Raw genomic sequence first — 15,746 nt, 5'->3', positions numbered from 1 at the left:
AGGGGGGAAGTGGCTCCATGATCACCTATCGTGATGGCTGGTTTGAACTGGCGTTGTTAGAAAATACCGGCGGATTTCCCCGCCATACCCATGATGAATATGTGATTAGCGCCAATCTTAACGGCGTGGAGCATGTCTGGCTGGATGGCAACACTTTTGATGTCGATCCCCAGATGGTGACCACCTACAATCCGCATCAGCTACAAAGCGGTGATAACAGCGATGGTCGCTGGCAATGTGCTTCGCTCTACGTACAACCCGGCGCTTTTGAGCATTTCTTTGGTCGTGCCTTTCTGTTTGCACAAGGCGTGCAACATGCTCCCGTTCTGGCGCAGCAGTTGAAACTATTGGCAAACCCCAGCGATGAGCTGAGCGATGGCGCGATGTATCAGGAGAGGCTGGTGCTGCTATTGGCAGCATTGATGGACAACGATATGGGTAGCCCTGCGCCGTTGAAGATGGTCAGCGAGGGCCGCAGGGTAAAACGCATCAAGGCGCATTTGCTCGATTGCTTGGCAGAACCGCCCAATCTGGATACGTTGGCGCGCGATGAACACATCACCGTGGCGCATCTGGTGCGTAGCTTTCATCAGGAAGCCGGTATGCCGCCGCTGGCCTGGCTGATGCAGCGCCGTATTGGCAAAGCGCGTGAGCTGCTGCGTCAGGGCATGAGTATCAGTGAGGTTGCCCTTAGTCTGGGTTTTGCCGATCAGGCACACTTCACCAAAACCTTCAACCGCTTTAACGCCATGACGCCGGGGCGTTTTCAGCGTATCAATTTCTGACAATACGTCCTGTCATCGACCCCGTAAACTTGCGTTCATTATTGATGTCTGCGGAGCTGTGGCGGTTATGTTGTTAGTGGTGCTTAATGGTATTTTGCTTTCCCTCTCGCTGTGCCTGGATTTGGGGATGGTGAATACGGCGATCATTAACCGAGGGATGCGTGATGGGCCGCGCGCCGCGTTTATGATTGGCTTTGGTTCCTGTTTTGGTGATCTGGTTTACGCGGCACTTTCTGCGTTTGGTTTAGCGGTTATCTTTACTGCGCTGCCGGTACGCTGGGCGCTGTGGATTGGCAGCGGTGCCATTCTGCTATGGATGACCTGGAACATGGCGCGCATGGCCTGGCGTGATTATCAGACGCAACGATTAGCGCCTGTGGACGCGGATGTGATTGATCTTCCAGCAGTAACAAAACGGTTTCGCGGCTACGATTTTCTGAGCGGTATGGGGATGGCGCTGGCATCACCGACCGCGCTGCTGTGGTTTGCAGCGATTGGCGGCTCGATTATCGCGCAGTCAACTGACGGCTCAACCCTGATGGTGAGCGTATTTCTCAGCGGTTTCTTTATCGGTGGATTACTGTGGACGTTGTTCCTAGCAGGTATGATTAAGTTTGGCCGACAGGCGCTACAAGGGCGGCTGACCTTTTACTGCTATGTCATCTCGGCACTGCTGTTTGCCTATTTTTCTGTGCAAGTTATCTATCACGGCTACCAAACGCTGCTGATCCCGCTGACTCTGGCTGACTGATTGCTCAATACGCCACCACTTTCGCCAGGTTTTTGCTTGCCCGGCAAGCGGATAGCGCTATAATGCCCAACGCACACCTGATGCGAGTGTAGTTCAATGGTAGAACGAGAGCTTCCCAAGCTCTATACGAGGGTTCGATTCCCTTCACTCGCTCCAAACACACTTCTCACAACGTCCAATAAAGTCAACTAAACCCAGATACCACAAGCATTTCCTCACATTCTGATTATCTCAACGTCTACTACGTTCTACCCAAATCTATACGATAATGTGTATAGTGATGTGTATAGGCCATCAATTTTTCTTCGGAGCTATACACAATGCCGCTCACAGACCTTGAGCTACGGCGTTCTAAGCCGAAAGACAATCACTATACACTGAATGATGGTAATGGGCTTTCTGTTCTCGTTGAACCTAACGGCTCGAAAGGTTGTCGTTTCCGTTATCGCTTTGATGGCAAGCCAAAAATGATTTCCTTTGGAACTTATCCCACCATTTCCTTAAACGATGCCAGGCAGAGGCGTGATGAAGCTAAAAAGCTGGTGGCCTCGAGTATCAATCCCAGTGATGCGAGAAAACAGGAAAAACACGCCCAACAAGAGATAGCTGGAAATACTTTTGAGGGGATCGCCAGAGAGTGGTACGAAAAGCGTTTTGATAGATGGTCTTCCTCATACGCAGAAGAGATGATAAAAACATTCGAGAAAGATGTGTTCCCTTACATCGGCCATCGCCCGATCACTGACATAAAGCCAATGGAGTTAATGGCTATCCTTTCTCGCCTTGATGAGCATAGGTATCTACACATCATAAAGGGTTAAAAACCACCATAACGAAGTGGGCAAGTTCTTCCGGGGTATATACCCAATAAACCTCAAGATGCAGGTTTGAGCACCTGAAAACAATCGTGAATTCTGGACGTCAGCGAGTCCGCTATTTCTGGTAGCGTATTGGTGAAAAAATTGAATATTGCATCCCGAAAATCGCGGGTGTTTTCAAAATAGCGATTATTCCGTGTATGCTCATTCATCACTTTCCACAGGCGTTCTATCGCGTTCAGATTCGGACTGTAAGGCGGTAAATAGTGAAGCTCTATGTTCACGACAAAGGCCCAATCCTTAATCAATTGGGTTCGGTGATAACCCGCACCGTCCAGTATTACATGGATTCTTTGTCGGTAATCAGGGTAACGTTTGCGTATCTCAATGAAAAAACGAGCAATGTTGTAGTCATTAATTGTTTTGTAATCGTGAATAACCGTACCGCCGATATCGCTCAGATTCAGCGCACCCAGTATATTCAGACGGATTCGACTTCCCGTTGTTTTAACTGACTTTTTATGCCCTTTTCGTATCCATCCATAACTGAGCTTTGTGGCTTGTGTCGGATGAACCGCATCGATAAACAGAATCGCCTCATTGCCGGCTGTTTTCTTTAAATTCTCATAATATTCAATGAAATGCTTCTGATTTTCTTCACTGAATTTATGGGGTACGCCCGCCGGTTTTTTGTAGGAGAAACCATGACGGTGCAACCACTTGTTCATGCCGGGAATACTGAATCGGATAGCCCAGCGATGTTCGACATAAGCCACGATGTCGTGGGTATGATGGAAGAGATGTTGAGATAACTAGCTGATTAAGAGCGCAGTCTTTTCAGCACAAAGCCGACTTGCAGACCCACCGTTTTCAGGTTTAAGTTTGCGAGTGTTGACGTAATCGTTGATATGTTGGTTTACCGTCGTTTCGTGTAGACGCAGAGCTCCAGCCTTCGGAGGGCAGCAGGACGGCTTTGATGCGATCACAAACACGCTTATCACGACTGGTGTCATGAAGGTGTTCGAGTTCGGCTTTTTGCTTGTCGGTAATAAATATCTTCATAGTGGGTGAGCATGATCTTCTTACCGCGTAAAATCAAGCATCTTCAATGATCACGGGTATAGTCTGCTAATAACGTCAAGGTATTTAGCAGGATGGATAGTCCGGCAAGCAGCGCTGGGGCGCTTTCTTTACGCCCTCGTTTTTGTTGTCGTCCGGATAATCGGCAAATTAACTGACGGGCTGCCGCATTGTCGTCTCCTTCAGCGCGTTGCAGCCGCCATACCAGCACACATGCCATGCTAGCTATCAATAACCTGCGTAGCAGGGCACCAGCACTGCGCTGAAGGCATTTTTCTACATCATGACCGGCACCTTTCAGCAGCTTAAAAAAGGATTCAATACCCCAGAGCCAGTAATACCAGCGAGCGACTTCCGCGCTGGTGATCTCGTTGCTAACGTTTGTGAGCAGCGTCCAGCGTCCGATAAATTTACCGTAAGTATCGGTAAGGCGAACAACAACTAATCTGAGTGTCAGAGCTACGCCTGGCTGAACTTTCACTCGCCGTCCGGTGTTCTTGTCTTTCCGCTTCGCTTTTGCTGTTCGCGTTATGATCACGGATGTTTCCCCGATCTCCATATTGGCTTTTTTCCCTTTCCAGCCAACCAGTCCGTTTGCGATAAATGGCAGATCGTCTGCAATTTCACCAATTTTACGGGTGTCACCGCCCCACTCGGCCCGATGCCCTTCCTTTCCCCGGATAAGCCAACATATTCCCTAGGAGCTTAATGTGCGCATATGCCCGATAGAGTCACCTTCACGGTCAATGAGATGAACTAACTTCTTCCCGGTATCAAGAGACTCAACGCGGGCGATATAGCTAAACGACTTAATTTTGATTACATTATTTAAATGAGCTATTCAATTGATTTTAGAAGTAAAGTGATATCTACACGGGAAGAAGAAGGGTTGAGTATCCGAGAAACAGCGAAGCAATTTCGGATTGGCCCTGTCTCTGTATTGCGTTGGATTAATCAAATAGCGTCAAAAGCATCGACCACGCGTCAGCGAAAGAGCGATAAATCCGAGTTGATAAAAGATGTTGAACCATATCCAGATGCTTACCAAAAAGAACGTGCAGAGCGTTTTGGCGTTTGTCAGAAGGCCATTTGGCAAGCTCTTAAAAAGCTGGGATTGACCTATAAAAAAACTCTACGTCATCCGAAAGCCGACGAAAGCGCCCGGCAAGCATTTCAACAAAAAATACAACAGTATGAAAAAGAAGGTAAACCTATTGTTTTTATTGATGAAAGTGGTTTTCCACACGATACCCCACGGACTCACGGCTATTCCCCAAAAGGTCAACGGTGTTTTGGGCTGAAGAACGGGGGAGCCAAGGGAAGAACAAATGTTATCGGCGCTTTATTAGGCACAACGCTGTTTGCTATCGGATTATTTGATATCAATATTAACAGCGATGTTTTCTATTCCTGGGTCACACAAGTCCTTATCCCAGTACTCCCTAAAAACAGTGTAATCGTGATGGACAATGCAACTTTTCACAAAAAACATAATATTCAACAAGTCATCATCGATGCAGGGTATATGGTGGAGTATTTGCCTACATATTCGCCAGATCTTAACCCCATTGAGCATAAATGGGCACAAGTAAAAAGCAAAAAAAGAGAGAGTGGTTGTGATACAGAGATTTTGTTCTCAGTCTATATGGTGTAATCAAAATTAAGTCGCTTGGCGATATCAGCCGTCAAAGCATCCATATGAGTCAGACTCTCAGACAAGCCCTCGGTTAGCGTTGAACGACAACCCGCCCTATCGGTTAGAGTTTGAGACAGGGGCGCTATTGCTAAACCATTTGCAGCATCAAGCAGTAGGCTGGTTTGTAGTTCATAACCGACGTCGCCACCATGCGTCATTTTCAAACGTTCTTCTTTCCCATTGTGGGTACGAAACTGTAAATGAGACCAGTCGTGAACGACGAGAGCGTATGGATGCGGGCTAAGTGCAACCTGCCGGAGAGCCAGCGAAATAATCGGTTCATTGAGCTGACTGAAGCTAATACGTTCATTATTAAAAAAACGCCAAACGGCCTGAGTAGTGGCGAATGTTGTTTTCTGCGCGCAGGCAAGGTCTTTAACGGCTGACGCCAATGGTGCTGCAGGAGTCATGTGTTGCTTAACCAGACGCTGATATAGCCAAGCGACTTAATTTTGATTACACCATATGGACTGAGAAGAGCCTGTACACGAGATTGTGTAATTGCCTGATTTTGATATAGCCAAGCGACTTAAAAATGATTACAGCCAATGCCCTGATATGTGGCAAAAAAATATAGCTAATTGTTATCAAAATAATGTCGCTTGGCTATAACGCCGGTTAAGGCGGGCATCAATCCCGCCGATGGATAAGTTGAGATCATGCAGCAACGTAATAGCAGATATTGCAAAAGATGTGTAGATACCTATGCCCCTGAACAGGGGATGCACAAGGTAAATTACGCTTTGCCCGTTTGTTTGAACTCACGCAGGAAGCTCCCCCACTTACGTTCATAAAACGGCGTGGCGTGGTGCAGAAAATAGTGGCTTACGCCGCCCTTTTCATCCTTATCGACGATACAAATATCCACCGGCTGATCGCCGACGACGGTATCGCTGGCAACCGTGCCCACCGCCTGGATAACCGTCTCCACTTCATCCAAATCGACCAATTCCAGACCGATCAGCAGATTGGGTTCGGCTTCACCTTCCTGGATCTGCACTACCCACGCACGGCGCACCGGGCGATGCTTGGCAAGCAGTTGCGTCAGCGAATCAATCATTTGGTCCGGCGACGGTTCCGACTGGCTGAGATGCACTTCTACTGGCTCGTCAACCACACGGCTTTGCACAAAGCCATTGCCTTCACCCGCCAGCATGTGTTCCACCTCTTGCGGCAGGAACTCTTTGCCGTAGGGGAGGTTAGGGTTAAGGAACAACGTCTGCCCCTGCGTTAATTCAAACAGCGAGCGTGCTGGCAGCGCCAGAAAGGCGGCTTCCGTTGAAATAGCCATCTGCAAGGCTTCCAGCGACGAGAAAAACGGAATAGCGGTACTGCCGTCGGGTTTTTCCCAATGCTGAATCTCAACCTGACTGCCCACTGACAGGGTGCTGGCCCCCTGTTCGCTCACATCATCGCTGCCGCCAATGATATAGACAGTAGCGTCCATCAGTTCGGTGAAAAACTCAGGCCGATGGGCGGGCTCGGTCGCCGCCTTCATCAGCACCTCTTCCAACTTGTTTTGCGGGGTAAATGTCATACGGTTGTTATCACTCACGCCTTATTCACTTTCGCTCAGCAGCAGATTGGCCAGCGTACGCACGCCCAGACCAGTCGCTCCGGTCGCCCACTGCTCCACAGCCCCTTTACGGTAGGTGGCAGAACAGTCGATATGCAGCCACCCTTTCTGGTAGGATGAAACAAAATGCGACAAGAACGCCGCCGCCGTGCTGGCACCCGCGCTGTGCGCCGTGCTAGCAACGTTATTCAGTTCGGCAAAGCTGGACGGCAGTTGTGAACGGTGAAACGCTTCCAGTGGCAAACGCCAGAACGGTTCGTTTTCCTGTTTTGCGCTGGTGAGCAGGCGTTCAGCAAAGGCATCATCAAAGCTGAACAGCGCGTGATAGTCGTTACCCAACGCGGTTTTGGCCGCACCAGTGAGCGTGGCGCAGTCGATAATCCACTGTGGCGCTTGCGCGCTGGCATCAATCAGGCCATCCGCTAGCACCAGACGCCCTTCTGCATCGGTGTTCATCACTTCGACGGTTTTACCGTTGCGATAGCGCAAAATGTCACCGAGACGGAAGGCATTACCGCTCACCATATTGTCGGCACAGCACAGGTAGAGTTTTACGCGACGGGTTAACCCTTGTGTAATTGCCAGCGCCAGCGCACCGGTAACCAGCGCCGCACCGCCCATATCGGATTTCATCGAATCCATAAAACCACTCGGCTTCAAGCTGTAGCCGCCGCTGTCAAAGGTGATGCCCTTGCCCACCAGACAAGCAAACACCGGCGCATCCGGGTTACCTGTCGGGTTAAAATCCAACGCCAACAACACTGGCTGACGTTCAGAACCACGCCCTACCGTATACAGCCCGATATAGTTTTGATCGCGCAGATCTTCACCCTTGGTGATGCGGTAGCTAATAGCGTTGCCGCTCACATCGTGCAGCAAATCCACCGCACGCGTTGCCAGTTGTTCTGGCCCCAAATCTTCAGCGGGTAGGTTAATGGTGTCGCGGACCCAATCAACAACTTTCAGGCGCAGATCCAGCGCCTTGCGCTGTGCCTCTTCCAACGGTGCCCATTCGACGGTATGTTTACCTTTCGGTGCGCGATAGCCTTGCCAGAACGCCCAGCTGGTTTCCAGATCCCAGCCTTTGCCCACCAGTTTGACGTGCTTGATACCTTGCCCGTCGATTTTGCGCGCTGCGCGTTGAATAATGCCCAGCGCCGCCGTTTCGGGCAGATGAATGGTGAATCCCTGTTCGTTCGCGCTCAACGACGCTTTTTCTCCCCAGCGTGCATCAGCAGGCTGGGTGGAGAGTGAAATCTGCATAGCTTCGCTTGTCATATCAGCTCCGTGGATATTATTTTCAACAGCAGCCTATACCCATCATGTTTCAATTCGAATTATTCAGGGTGATGGTGCTGAAAAAAAGGGCCGCCCGTCAGGCAGCCCCTAATTGTCATTCTGCTTCGTCTAACCACACCAGCAGTATCGCTTCCAAGATTTTTTCGTTGGACGCGTCCGGCACGTCATCAAACTCATCCAGCTCGCAAATCCAGCGATGCAGATCGGTAAAACGCACCGTTTTCGGGTCCGTATCAGGAAATGCGTCATACAGCGCTTCACCAATGGCACGGCTGTCTGTCCATGTCAATCCCATGTTCAGCTCCTGTTAATGCTCACGGGCATGGTTAATGGTGTAACGCGGGATCTCAACCAGCAGATCGTCACCCGCGACACGTGCCTGACAACCCAGACGGCTTTCGGGCTCCAGTCCCCAAGCTTTGTCCAGCATGTCATCTTCATCTTCTGTGCTTTCCGCGAGAGAATCAAACCCTTCACGCACAATGCAATGGCAGGTAGTACACGCGCAGGATTTCTCGCAGGCGTGTTCGACTTCAATACCATTACGCAGGGCGACGTCCAGAATCGTCTCACCCACTTTGGCTTCCAATACCGCACCTTCAGGACACAGATCCTGATGCGGTAAAAAAACTATCTTAGGCATGCTCACACCTCATCCACAGAGTGTCCTGCCAGCGCCCGACGAATGGAAGCATCCATACGACGCGCAGCGAACCTCTGGGTTTGTTGATCTACTGTTTTTATTGCGGCTTCAATCAGCGCAACGTCATCACCGGCACTCACCTGTTGCAGCGCCAATACTGCCTGAACGATAGCCGCCTGTTCTTCGGCGCTCAGCAAATCCGCATCGGCGGCCAGCGCGCTTTGCACGCTTTCCAGCACCCGCGCAGCTTCGACTTTCTGCTCTGCCAGCATGCGCGCAGCGACGTCACTCTGCGCATTCTGCATCGAATCGGTGATCATCGCGGCAATTTCATCATCGCTCAGCCCATACGACGGTTTGACCTGAATCGCCGCTTCTACACCCGTGGATTTCTCCATTGCCGTGACGCTCAGCAGGCCATCCGCATCCACCTGAAAGGTAACACGAATATGCGCACCACCGGCGGGTAGCGGCGGGATACCGCGCAGTGAGAATCGCGCCAGCGAACGACAATCCTGCACCAGTTCGCGTTCACCTTGCAGCACATGGATCATCATGGCGGTCTGACCGTCTTTAAACGTGGTGAACTCCTGCGCGCGCGCCACCGGAATGGTGGTGTTACGTGGAATCACCTTCTCGACTAGGCCGCCCATGGTTTCCAGACCGAGCGACAGCGGGATCACATCCAGCAGCAGCATCTCGCTGTCTGGCTTGTTACCCACCAAAATATCCGCCTGAATGGCAGCGCCCAGCGCCACCACTTTATCCGGATCGATGGCGGTCAACGGCGTGTGGCCAAAGAAATCACCGACGCGGGTGCGCACCAATGGCACGCGGGTCGAGCCGCCCACCATCACCACTTCCTGTACCTCATCGGCCTGAACGCCCGCGTCTTTCAGTGCCCGACGGCAGGAAAGCAGCGTGCGTTTCACCAGCGGCTCGATAAGCGCATCGAACTGTTCGCGGCTCAGTTCGTCCTGCCAGGTGCCAACCTGTACCGTCACTGACGGCGCGGCGCTGAGCGCAACTTTGGCATGCAAGGCCGTTTCAATCAATTCACGCTGCACGCGCGCATCGGAACGATCGTCGACGCCGGCCTGCTCGCGCAGCCACTCCACCAACAGGTGATCGAAGTCGTCACCGCCGAGCGTAGAATCACCACCGGTTGCAAGCACTTCAAACACCCCACGGCTTAAACGCAGGATGGAGATATCAAAGGTGCCACCGCCCAGATCGTAGACGGCAATCACCCCTTCTTTACCCGAATCCAGCCCGTAAGCGATGGCTGCCGCCGTCGGCTCATTGAGCAAACGCAGCACATGCAGCCCGGCCAGGCGCGCCGCGTCTTTGGTGCCTTGACGCTGAGCGTCATCGAAATAGGCAGGAACGGTGATCACTACACCATCCGGCACACCGCCCAGCGCGGCTTCAGCACGCACGGCAAGCGCAGAGAGAATATCGGCAGAAACCTGAATCGGGTTTTTGTTACCCGCCGCCGTTTGCAACACAGGCAAGCCGTTGTCACTGGCCTGAAAATGGTACGGCAAATGGGGATAACGTTGCTGAATATCAGCCAGCGAACGGCCCATCAATCGCTTAACGGAACTGACGGTGTTGGCGGGATCGTTTACCGCCTGCGCCTGTGCCGCCCAGCCGACATCGATACTTTCGGCATCATAGCGCACCACCGATGGCAGCAGTTCACGGCCTTCGGCATCCGCCAGCGGCTGTGCTTCGCCGCTGCGCACCGTTGCCACCAGCGAATTGGTGGTGCCGAGATCAATACCCACGGCAAGACGGCGCTGATGTGGTGCTGCGCTGAGGCTGGGTTCACTAATTTGTAATAGGGCCATATTGAGCTTCCATCAATTGGCTGTCAGCACCACCGTTGCGCCGACGAAATAAAAAGACATTATTCGATTATGTGCATCACTGCGCAGATTAGCGATCCAGCAGTTGTTCTTCGAGTTGTTCCACCTGCTGTTGCAGCTTATCCAAAAAGCGGAGTTTACGCACCGTATCGGCCGCCGCCGACCACGATGCCTGCGCCAATTCGGACTGCATCTGCGCCGTGCGCTGCCGTGTCATGGCGGTTAACTGGTTGGCAAAATCGGCCAGTACGGCTTCAGCCTCTGCCTGATGTGAAATCGCATCCAACTGCTCGCGCAGCTCCAGTTGCTCCATCAAAAAGGCAGTATCGCGCATCGTATGCTGCTCGTTACTCAGATCAAAACCGTGCAACGATAACATATATTCTGCGCGTTTCAGCGGATGTTTCAGCGACTGGTATGCATCATTAACCGTTGCCGCCTGCTGTACAGCCAGCAGACGCTCCCGTTCGGGCTGCGTGGCAAAACGATCGGGATGGAACTGGCGTTGCAGTTCCTGATAACGAGAAAGGAGCAGGCTGCCATCCACATCGTAGTGAACCGGCAGCCCGAATAACGTAAAGTAATCCATAGTGCGCTCGGACATTCTTGCGCTAACGGGTAGCCGCCCTGCGCCAATGCGTCACGAGCATGCTCCCGTTAACACGGGCAAAACGAATCAGACCGTAAAGCTTTCGCCGCAGCCGCATTCGCCGTTAACGTTGGGATTATTGAACTTGAATCCTTCGTTCAGACCTTCTTTGACGAAATCCAACTGCGTGCCATCGAGATAAACCAGGCTTTTGCCATCAATGATGACCTTTACCCCTTTATCCTCAAATACCACATCGTCGTCGTTAAGGTCGTCAACAAACTCAAGCACATAAGCCATGCCAGAACAACCTGACGTCCGCACACCCAAGCGCAGACCGACGCCTTTGCCTCGATTTGCCATAAAAGCGCTGACACGTTGTGCTGCGCTATCGCTAAGAGAAATAGACATACAACAACCTCAATATCGTTAGCACGCCTTCTGCCCAACGGGGTCACGCCGGGCAGCACGGTTCACCGACAGATTATTTCGCTGTGCGTTTGCTTTTGTAATCCGCGATCGCTGCTTTGATCGCATCTTCCGCCAGAATAGAACAGTGAATTTTCACTGGAGGCAATTCCAGTTCCTCGGCGATCTGGGTGTTCTTGATAGCCTCGGCTTCGTCCAGAGACTTGCCTTTCACCCATTCAGTAATCAGCGAACTGGAAGCAATGGCGGAGCCACAACCGTAGGTTTTGAAACGTGCGTCTTCGATAATGCCGTTGTCGCTGACTTTGATCTGTAATTTCATTACGTCGCCACACGCCGGTGCACCCACCATGCCGCTGCCAATCGAAGGATCGGCGTTGTCAAAGGAGCCGACGTTGCGCGGATTTTCGTAATGATCGATAACTTTTTCGCTGTATGCCATGATTAACGTTCTCCGTGCTGCGAATTAATGATGAGCCCATTCGATGGTGGTCAGATCCACGCCCTGCTTGAACATCTCCCACAGCGGGGAAAGGTCACGCAGACGTCCGATGGATTTCTGGACCAAATCGATGGTGTAGTCGATCTCTTCCTCGGTAGTAAAACGGCCGAGAGAAAAGCGGATCGAGCTGTGCGCCAATTCATCATTCATGCCCAGCGCACGCAGCACATAGGATGGCTCCAAGCTCGCAGAGGTACAGGCAGAACCAGAGGAGACAGCTAGGTCTTTCAGCGCCATGATCAGGGATTCACCCTCAACATAGTTAAAGCTGACGTTCAGGATATTCGGTGCGCCCTGCTCCAGGTCACCGTTAAGATACACTTCTTCAATATCCTTGATACCGTTCCACAAGCGATGACGCAGTGCGCTCAGGCGAGCAACTTCTGCCACCATTTCTTCTTTGGCGATACGGTATGCTTCGCCCATGCCGACGATCTGGTGCACGGGCAAGGTGCCGGAACGCATACCGCGCTCGTGACCGCCGCCGTGCATTTGCGCTTCAATACGGATACGGGGTTTACGACGCACATACAGCGCGCCGATGCCTTTCGGGCCATAGATTTTATGACCAGAGAAAGACATTAAATCGACTTTGATCTTGCTGAGATCGATAGGCAGTTTGCCCACGCTCTGCGTGGCATCAACGTGGAACACGATACCACGACTGCAGCACATCTCGCCGATAGCGGCAATGTCTTGTACCACACCAATTTCGTTGTTCACGTGCATGATGGAAACCACAATGGTGTCTTCACACATTGCCGCTTCGAGTTCGTGCAGGTCAATAATGCCATTACGCTGCGGCGCGAGGTAAGTGACCTCAAAGCCTTCACGCTCTAGCTGACGGCAGGTATCCAGCACGGCCTTATGTTCGGTCTTGCTGGTAATGATGTGCTTGCCTTTCTTCTGATAGAAGTTGGCTGCACCTTTGATAGCTAGGTTGTCGGCTTCGGTCGCGCCGGACGTGAACACAATTTCACGCGGATCGGCACCCACCAGATCGGCGATTTGGTTACGCGCGATATCCACTGCCTCTTCCGCCTGCCAACCAAAGCGGTGAGAACGGGAAGCCGGGTTACCAAACGTACCGTCCAAGGTCAAAAACTGCATCATTTTTTCAGCCACGCGCGGGTCAACCGGCGTCGTGGCTGAATAGTCTAGATAAATGGGTAACTTCATTGCTCATAAACTCCGTACATCACTTCAAAACGTACAATGCGTTTTGTTTTTATTATTCCTGCGAGGATGAACTGTCAGGCGCGCAGATTAACATTAATGGTTTCTTGAATACGTCCGTTGGCGGTACGACGAATGTCAGCATCCTGACGATCCGCCACGTCCAGCACTTCCTGGTTATTCACCAGTTCGTCCAGCGTGATATTGTTCAAGAAATCGGTGATACGGTCGCTGAGATCGCGCCACAGCGTGTGCGTCAGGCAGCGATCGCCACCTTGGCAGCCTTCACGCCCCTGGCAACGGGTCGCATCGACGGATTCGTCTACGGCAGAGATCACGGCACCAACGGCGATTTCATTGGCGTTTTTGCCCAGCAGGTAACCACCGCCCGGCCCACGGACGCTGGAAACCAGCCCGTTTTTGCGCAAGCGAGAGAACAGTTGTTCCAGATACGACAGCGATATTCCCTGCCGCTCGGAAATATCCGCCAAAGGAACCGGCCCTTCTTTTGAGTGCAGCGCCACATCAAGCATGGCGGTAACGGCATAACGGCCTTTTGATGTCAGTCTCACAATAGTGGTACCTGTAGATAAAACAGCTTATTATTGAATACGGTTATTATAAACATGCACTGTGAATGCATGTACTTACATAGCACCCTTTGAGTCTGACATTCCCGAGTGTTTTAGTCAACTATTTAACCGAGTAATTCACTCAAGTATTTCTTCGCTACTTTTCTATTCCTGACCGTCATTCCGGTTTTTTTGTACCGAGCTTAAAATGCCGCGCAGAATGGCTAACTCCTGCTCTTCCGGGCGGGCACGGGTAAATAAACGGCGCAGCTTGTGCATCACCTGCCCCTGATGAGCCTTACGAATAAAACCGGTGTAGTGCAGCGTTTCTTCCAGATGGGTATAGAAGCGTTCCAGATCGTCAACCAGCGGGTAAGGTTCTTCCGCAATCTGCGGTGCTCCCTGCGCCTGCAAGTCCAAATGTGCAACGCGCACTTCATAAGCGATCAGCTGTACTGCCATCGCCAGATTTAACGAACTGTACTCGGGATTGGCGGGAATGCAGACGTGATAGTGGCACTTTTGCAGTTCATCGTTGGTTAACCCCACGCGTTCGCGGCCAAACACCAGCGCCACCGGTGCGTGCTGCGCTTCGTGCGCACTGTGCACGCCACATTCGCGCGGTTCGAGCATTGGCCAAGGCAGCGAACGGGAACGCGCGCTGGTGCCAACCACCAGGTTGCAGCCAACCAGCGCTTCATCCAGGGTATTGACCAGCGTAGCGTTACCAATAATATCGCTGGCACCGGCGGCCAGTGCGATCGCCTGTGAATCCGGTTTGATCAGTGAGTTCACCAGATAGAGGTTCTTTAACCCCATGGTTTTCATCGCTCTGGCGGTGGACCCCATGTTGCCCGTGTGCGAAGTTTCCACCAGAACGATACGAATATTATCTAACATGTTGACTCGGCAGTAAGAAAAAAGAAGAAAAAGAGTGAAAAACAAGATTAGTGTATCACAGACTTCGCTATTTTCTCTTTCCCCTGCTATACTGCGCCTCGCTTTCTGTTCTTTAACATCCTAGTGGACGATACCATGCATCCGATGCTTAACATCGCTGTGCGCGCTGTGCGCAAGGGCGGTAATTTAATTGCCAAGAATTATGAAACCCCTGACGCCGTTGAAGCGAGCCAAAAAGGCACCAACGACTTCGTTACCAACGTTGACCGCGACGCCGAACGCCTGATTATTGAGGTGATTCGCAAATCCTACCCCCAGCACACCATTATTGGTGAAGAGTGCGGCGAAGTAGTCGGTGAAGACGACACAGTGCAATGGATTATCGATCCGCTGGATGGCACCACCAACTTCGTTAAACGTCTCCCCCATTTTGCTGTTTCCATTGCAGTGCGCATTAAAGGCCGCACTGAAGTCGCTGTGGTTTACGATCCGATGCGCAATGAGCTGTTTACCGCCACGCGCGGTCAGGGTGCACAGCTGAACGGCTATCGTCTGCGCAGCGGCAACGCGCGCGATCTGGAAGGCACCATTCTGGCGACCGGTTTTCCTTTCAAGCAGAAACAGCACGCGACCCCTTATATCAATATGGTGTCAGCCCTGTTTACCACCTGCGCTGACTTCCGTCGCACCGGTTCTGCCGCGCTGGATCTGGCCTATGTGGCTGTGGGCCGCGTAGACGGTTTCTTCGAGATTGGCCTGAAACCCTGGGATTTCGCTGGGGGCGAGTTGCTGGTGCGTGAAGCAGGCGGTATCGTGACTGACTTCGTCGGCGGCCACAACTATCTCGCTTCTGGCAATCTGGTGGCGGGCAACCCGCGCGTGGTGAAGTCCATTCTGGCAGCCATTCGTGAACAACTTAGCGAAGCCCTGAAACGCTAAGGCAGTCCTTTGTCCCGTTCGCCGTTGGTGGGCGGGGCAACATCTGATATTTTTCCTTACATTGCGTTCCTGTTAAGTTTTGGCGTATGGTAATACGATAATGATTATCAAATGCATTAC

Annotated in this window: 17 protein-coding genes, 1 tRNA gene and 2 pseudogenes; 6 read left to right on the top strand and 14 right to left on the bottom strand. The window is 51.8% G+C overall.

Translation table 11 applies throughout. The annotated features are described in order from the left end of the window. Window positions 1–17 precede the first annotated feature (17 nt). The 4 genes and pseudogenes from ACD630_RS24210 to ACD630_RS24195 form a co-directional block, all read left to right on the top strand. Window positions 18–785, top strand: coding sequence for an AraC family transcriptional regulator (locus ACD630_RS24210; RefSeq protein WP_430360914.1), 768 nt, complete (start codon window positions 18–20; stop codon window positions 783–785). A gap of 67 nt (window positions 786–852) precedes the next feature. Beyond that, a complete protein-coding gene (locus tag ACD630_RS24205) occupies window positions 853–1,536 on the top strand; it encodes a LysE family translocator (RefSeq protein ID WP_430360913.1) in 684 nt (227 codons plus the stop codon). Window positions 1,537–1,618: 82 nt separating this feature from the next. Next, window positions 1,619–1,692 (top strand) — tRNA-Gly (locus tag ACD630_RS24200). 164 nt (window positions 1,693–1,856) lie between these two features. Beyond that, window positions 1,857–2,327, top strand: a pseudogene (locus tag ACD630_RS24195) (tyrosine-type recombinase/integrase); the annotation flags it as partial. 83 nt (window positions 2,328–2,410) lie between these two features. On the opposite strand, the pseudogene ACD630_RS24190 reads toward ACD630_RS24195, so the two are convergent. Beyond that, window positions 2,411–3,416, bottom strand: a pseudogene (locus ACD630_RS24190) (IS630 family transposase). 43 nt (window positions 3,417–3,459) lie between these two features. Beyond that, entirely contained in the window at window positions 3,460–3,993 is a 534-nt protein-coding gene (locus ACD630_RS24185; protein ID WP_430360912.1) for a hypothetical protein, read from the bottom strand. A 273-nt stretch (window positions 3,994–4,266) separates the two neighbouring features. On the opposite strand from ACD630_RS24185, the gene ACD630_RS24180 reads away from it, so the two are divergent. Then, window positions 4,267–5,088, top strand: a complete 822-nt coding sequence (locus tag ACD630_RS24180) for an IS630 family transposase (RefSeq protein ID WP_430360911.1) — start codon at window positions 4,267–4,269, stop codon at window positions 5,086–5,088. On the opposite strand, the gene ACD630_RS24175 is transcribed toward ACD630_RS24180, so the two are convergent. The 12 genes from ACD630_RS24175 to trmJ form a co-directional block, all read right to left on the bottom strand. Continuing rightward, entirely contained in the window at window positions 5,076–5,540 is a 465-nt protein-coding gene (locus ACD630_RS24175; RefSeq protein WP_430360910.1) for a hypothetical protein, read from the bottom strand. The two genes, ACD630_RS24180 and ACD630_RS24175, sit on opposite strands and share 13 nt — an antisense overlap. A 326-nt stretch (window positions 5,541–5,866) precedes the next feature. Further along, window positions 5,867–6,667: an enhanced serine sensitivity protein SseB gene (sseB, locus tag ACD630_RS24170; protein WP_430361272.1), complete on the bottom strand. Its 801-nt coding sequence runs from the start codon at window positions 6,665–6,667 to the stop codon at window positions 5,867–5,869. A gap of 21 nt (window positions 6,668–6,688) precedes the next feature. Further along, on the bottom strand, window positions 6,689–7,984 hold the full coding sequence (gene pepB, locus ACD630_RS24165) for an aminopeptidase PepB (RefSeq protein WP_430360909.1): 1,296 nt from the start codon (window positions 7,982–7,984) through the stop codon (window positions 6,689–6,691). 115 nt (window positions 7,985–8,099) lie between these two features. Then, window positions 8,100–8,300, bottom strand: a complete 201-nt coding sequence (gene iscX / locus ACD630_RS24160; RefSeq protein ID WP_430360908.1) for a Fe-S cluster assembly protein IscX — start codon at window positions 8,298–8,300, stop codon at window positions 8,100–8,102. A 12-nt stretch (window positions 8,301–8,312) separates the two neighbouring features. After that, the gene (gene fdx / locus ACD630_RS24155) at window positions 8,313–8,648 is read right to left on the bottom strand and encodes an ISC system 2Fe-2S type ferredoxin (RefSeq protein ID WP_430360907.1); all 336 of its coding nucleotides are present in this window, start codon (window positions 8,646–8,648) and stop codon (window positions 8,313–8,315) included. Window positions 8,649–8,650: 2 nt separating this feature from the next. Continuing rightward, on the bottom strand, window positions 8,651–10,501 hold the full coding sequence (gene hscA / locus ACD630_RS24150; RefSeq protein ID WP_430360906.1) for a Fe-S protein assembly chaperone HscA: 1,851 nt from the start codon (window positions 10,499–10,501) through the stop codon (window positions 8,651–8,653). Window positions 10,502–10,589: 88 nt separating this feature from the next. Further along, the gene (gene hscB, locus ACD630_RS24145; RefSeq protein WP_430361271.1) at window positions 10,590–11,108 is read right to left on the bottom strand and encodes a co-chaperone HscB; all 519 of its coding nucleotides are present in this window, start codon (window positions 11,106–11,108) and stop codon (window positions 10,590–10,592) included. Between the two features lie 87 nt (window positions 11,109–11,195). Then, window positions 11,196–11,519, bottom strand: coding sequence for an iron-sulfur cluster assembly protein IscA (gene iscA, locus ACD630_RS24140; protein ID WP_196905571.1), 324 nt, complete (start codon window positions 11,517–11,519; stop codon window positions 11,196–11,198). Between the two features lie 73 nt (window positions 11,520–11,592). Further along, the gene (iscU, locus tag ACD630_RS24135) at window positions 11,593–11,979 is read right to left on the bottom strand and encodes a Fe-S cluster assembly scaffold IscU (RefSeq protein ID WP_195315164.1); all 387 of its coding nucleotides are present in this window, start codon (window positions 11,977–11,979) and stop codon (window positions 11,593–11,595) included. 24 nt (window positions 11,980–12,003) lie between these two features. Then, window positions 12,004–13,218 carry an IscS subfamily cysteine desulfurase gene (locus ACD630_RS24130; RefSeq protein ID WP_430360905.1) on the bottom strand — a complete coding sequence of 405 codons (1,215 nt, stop codon included), beginning with the start codon at window positions 13,216–13,218 and terminating at the stop codon, window positions 12,004–12,006. Window positions 13,219–13,292: 74 nt separating this feature from the next. Next, the gene (iscR, locus tag ACD630_RS24125) at window positions 13,293–13,787 is read right to left on the bottom strand and encodes a Fe-S cluster assembly transcriptional regulator IscR (RefSeq protein ID WP_264623420.1); all 495 of its coding nucleotides are present in this window, start codon (window positions 13,785–13,787) and stop codon (window positions 13,293–13,295) included. 165 nt (window positions 13,788–13,952) lie between these two features. Next, the gene (gene trmJ / locus ACD630_RS24120; RefSeq protein ID WP_430360904.1) at window positions 13,953–14,687 is read right to left on the bottom strand and encodes a tRNA (cytosine(32)/uridine(32)-2'-O)-methyltransferase TrmJ; all 735 of its coding nucleotides are present in this window, start codon (window positions 14,685–14,687) and stop codon (window positions 13,953–13,955) included. Window positions 14,688–14,822: 135 nt separating this feature from the next. On the opposite strand from trmJ, the gene suhB reads away from it, so the two are divergent. Beyond that, window positions 14,823–15,626 (top strand): inositol-1-monophosphatase, encoded by an 804-nt coding sequence (suhB, locus tag ACD630_RS24115; RefSeq protein ID WP_430361270.1) that lies wholly within the window; start codon window positions 14,823–14,825, stop codon window positions 15,624–15,626. The last annotated feature ends 120 nt before the right edge of the window (window positions 15,627–15,746 follow it).

This window comes from Symbiopectobacterium sp. RP (genome assembly GCF_050472005.1).
Taxonomy (GTDB): Bacteria; Pseudomonadota; Gammaproteobacteria; order Enterobacterales; family Enterobacteriaceae; genus Symbiopectobacterium.
This window is presented reverse-complemented; position numbering and strand designations above follow the sequence as displayed.

Coding starts and splice junctions, on each gene's coding strand:
- pepB (WP_430360909.1), bottom strand. CDS start 7,984: ATGACAAGCGAAGCTATGCAGATTTCACTCTCCACCCAGCCTGCTGAT.
- ACD630_RS24210 (WP_430360914.1), top strand. CDS start 18: ATGATCACCTATCGTGATGGCTGGTTTGAACTGGCGTTGTTAGAAAAT.
- hscA (WP_430360906.1), bottom strand. CDS start 10,501: ATGGCCCTATTACAAATTAGTGAACCCAGCCTCAGCGCAGCACCACAT.
- iscA (WP_196905571.1), bottom strand. CDS start 11,519: ATGTCTATTTCTCTTAGCGATAGCGCAGCACAACGTGTCAGCGCTTTT.
- ACD630_RS24130 (WP_430360905.1), bottom strand. CDS start 13,218: ATGAAGTTACCCATTTATCTAGACTATTCAGCCACGACGCCGGTTGAC.
- trmJ (WP_430360904.1), bottom strand. CDS start 14,687: ATGTTAGATAATATTCGTATCGTTCTGGTGGAAACTTCGCACACGGGC.
- ACD630_RS24180 (WP_430360911.1), top strand. CDS start 4,267: ATGAGCTATTCAATTGATTTTAGAAGTAAAGTGATATCTACACGGGAA.
- iscU (WP_195315164.1), bottom strand. CDS start 11,979: ATGGCATACAGCGAAAAAGTTATCGATCATTACGAAAATCCGCGCAAC.
- fdx (WP_430360907.1), bottom strand. CDS start 8,648: ATGCCTAAGATAGTTTTTTTACCGCATCAGGATCTGTGTCCTGAAGGT.
- ACD630_RS24205 (WP_430360913.1), top strand. CDS start 853: ATGTTGTTAGTGGTGCTTAATGGTATTTTGCTTTCCCTCTCGCTGTGC.
- sseB (WP_430361272.1), bottom strand. CDS start 6,667: ATGACATTTACCCCGCAAAACAAGTTGGAAGAGGTGCTGATGAAGGCG.
- iscX (WP_430360908.1), bottom strand. CDS start 8,300: ATGGGATTGACATGGACAGACAGCCGTGCCATTGGTGAAGCGCTGTAT.
- hscB (WP_430361271.1), bottom strand. CDS start 11,108: ATGGATTACTTTACGTTATTCGGGCTGCCGGTTCACTACGATGTGGAT.
- ACD630_RS24185 (WP_430360912.1), bottom strand. CDS start 3,993: ATGGAGATCGGGGAAACATCCGTGATCATAACGCGAACAGCAAAAGCG.
- suhB (WP_430361270.1), top strand. CDS start 14,823: ATGCATCCGATGCTTAACATCGCTGTGCGCGCTGTGCGCAAGGGCGGT.
- ACD630_RS24175 (WP_430360910.1), bottom strand. CDS start 5,540: ATGACTCCTGCAGCACCATTGGCGTCAGCCGTTAAAGACCTTGCCTGC.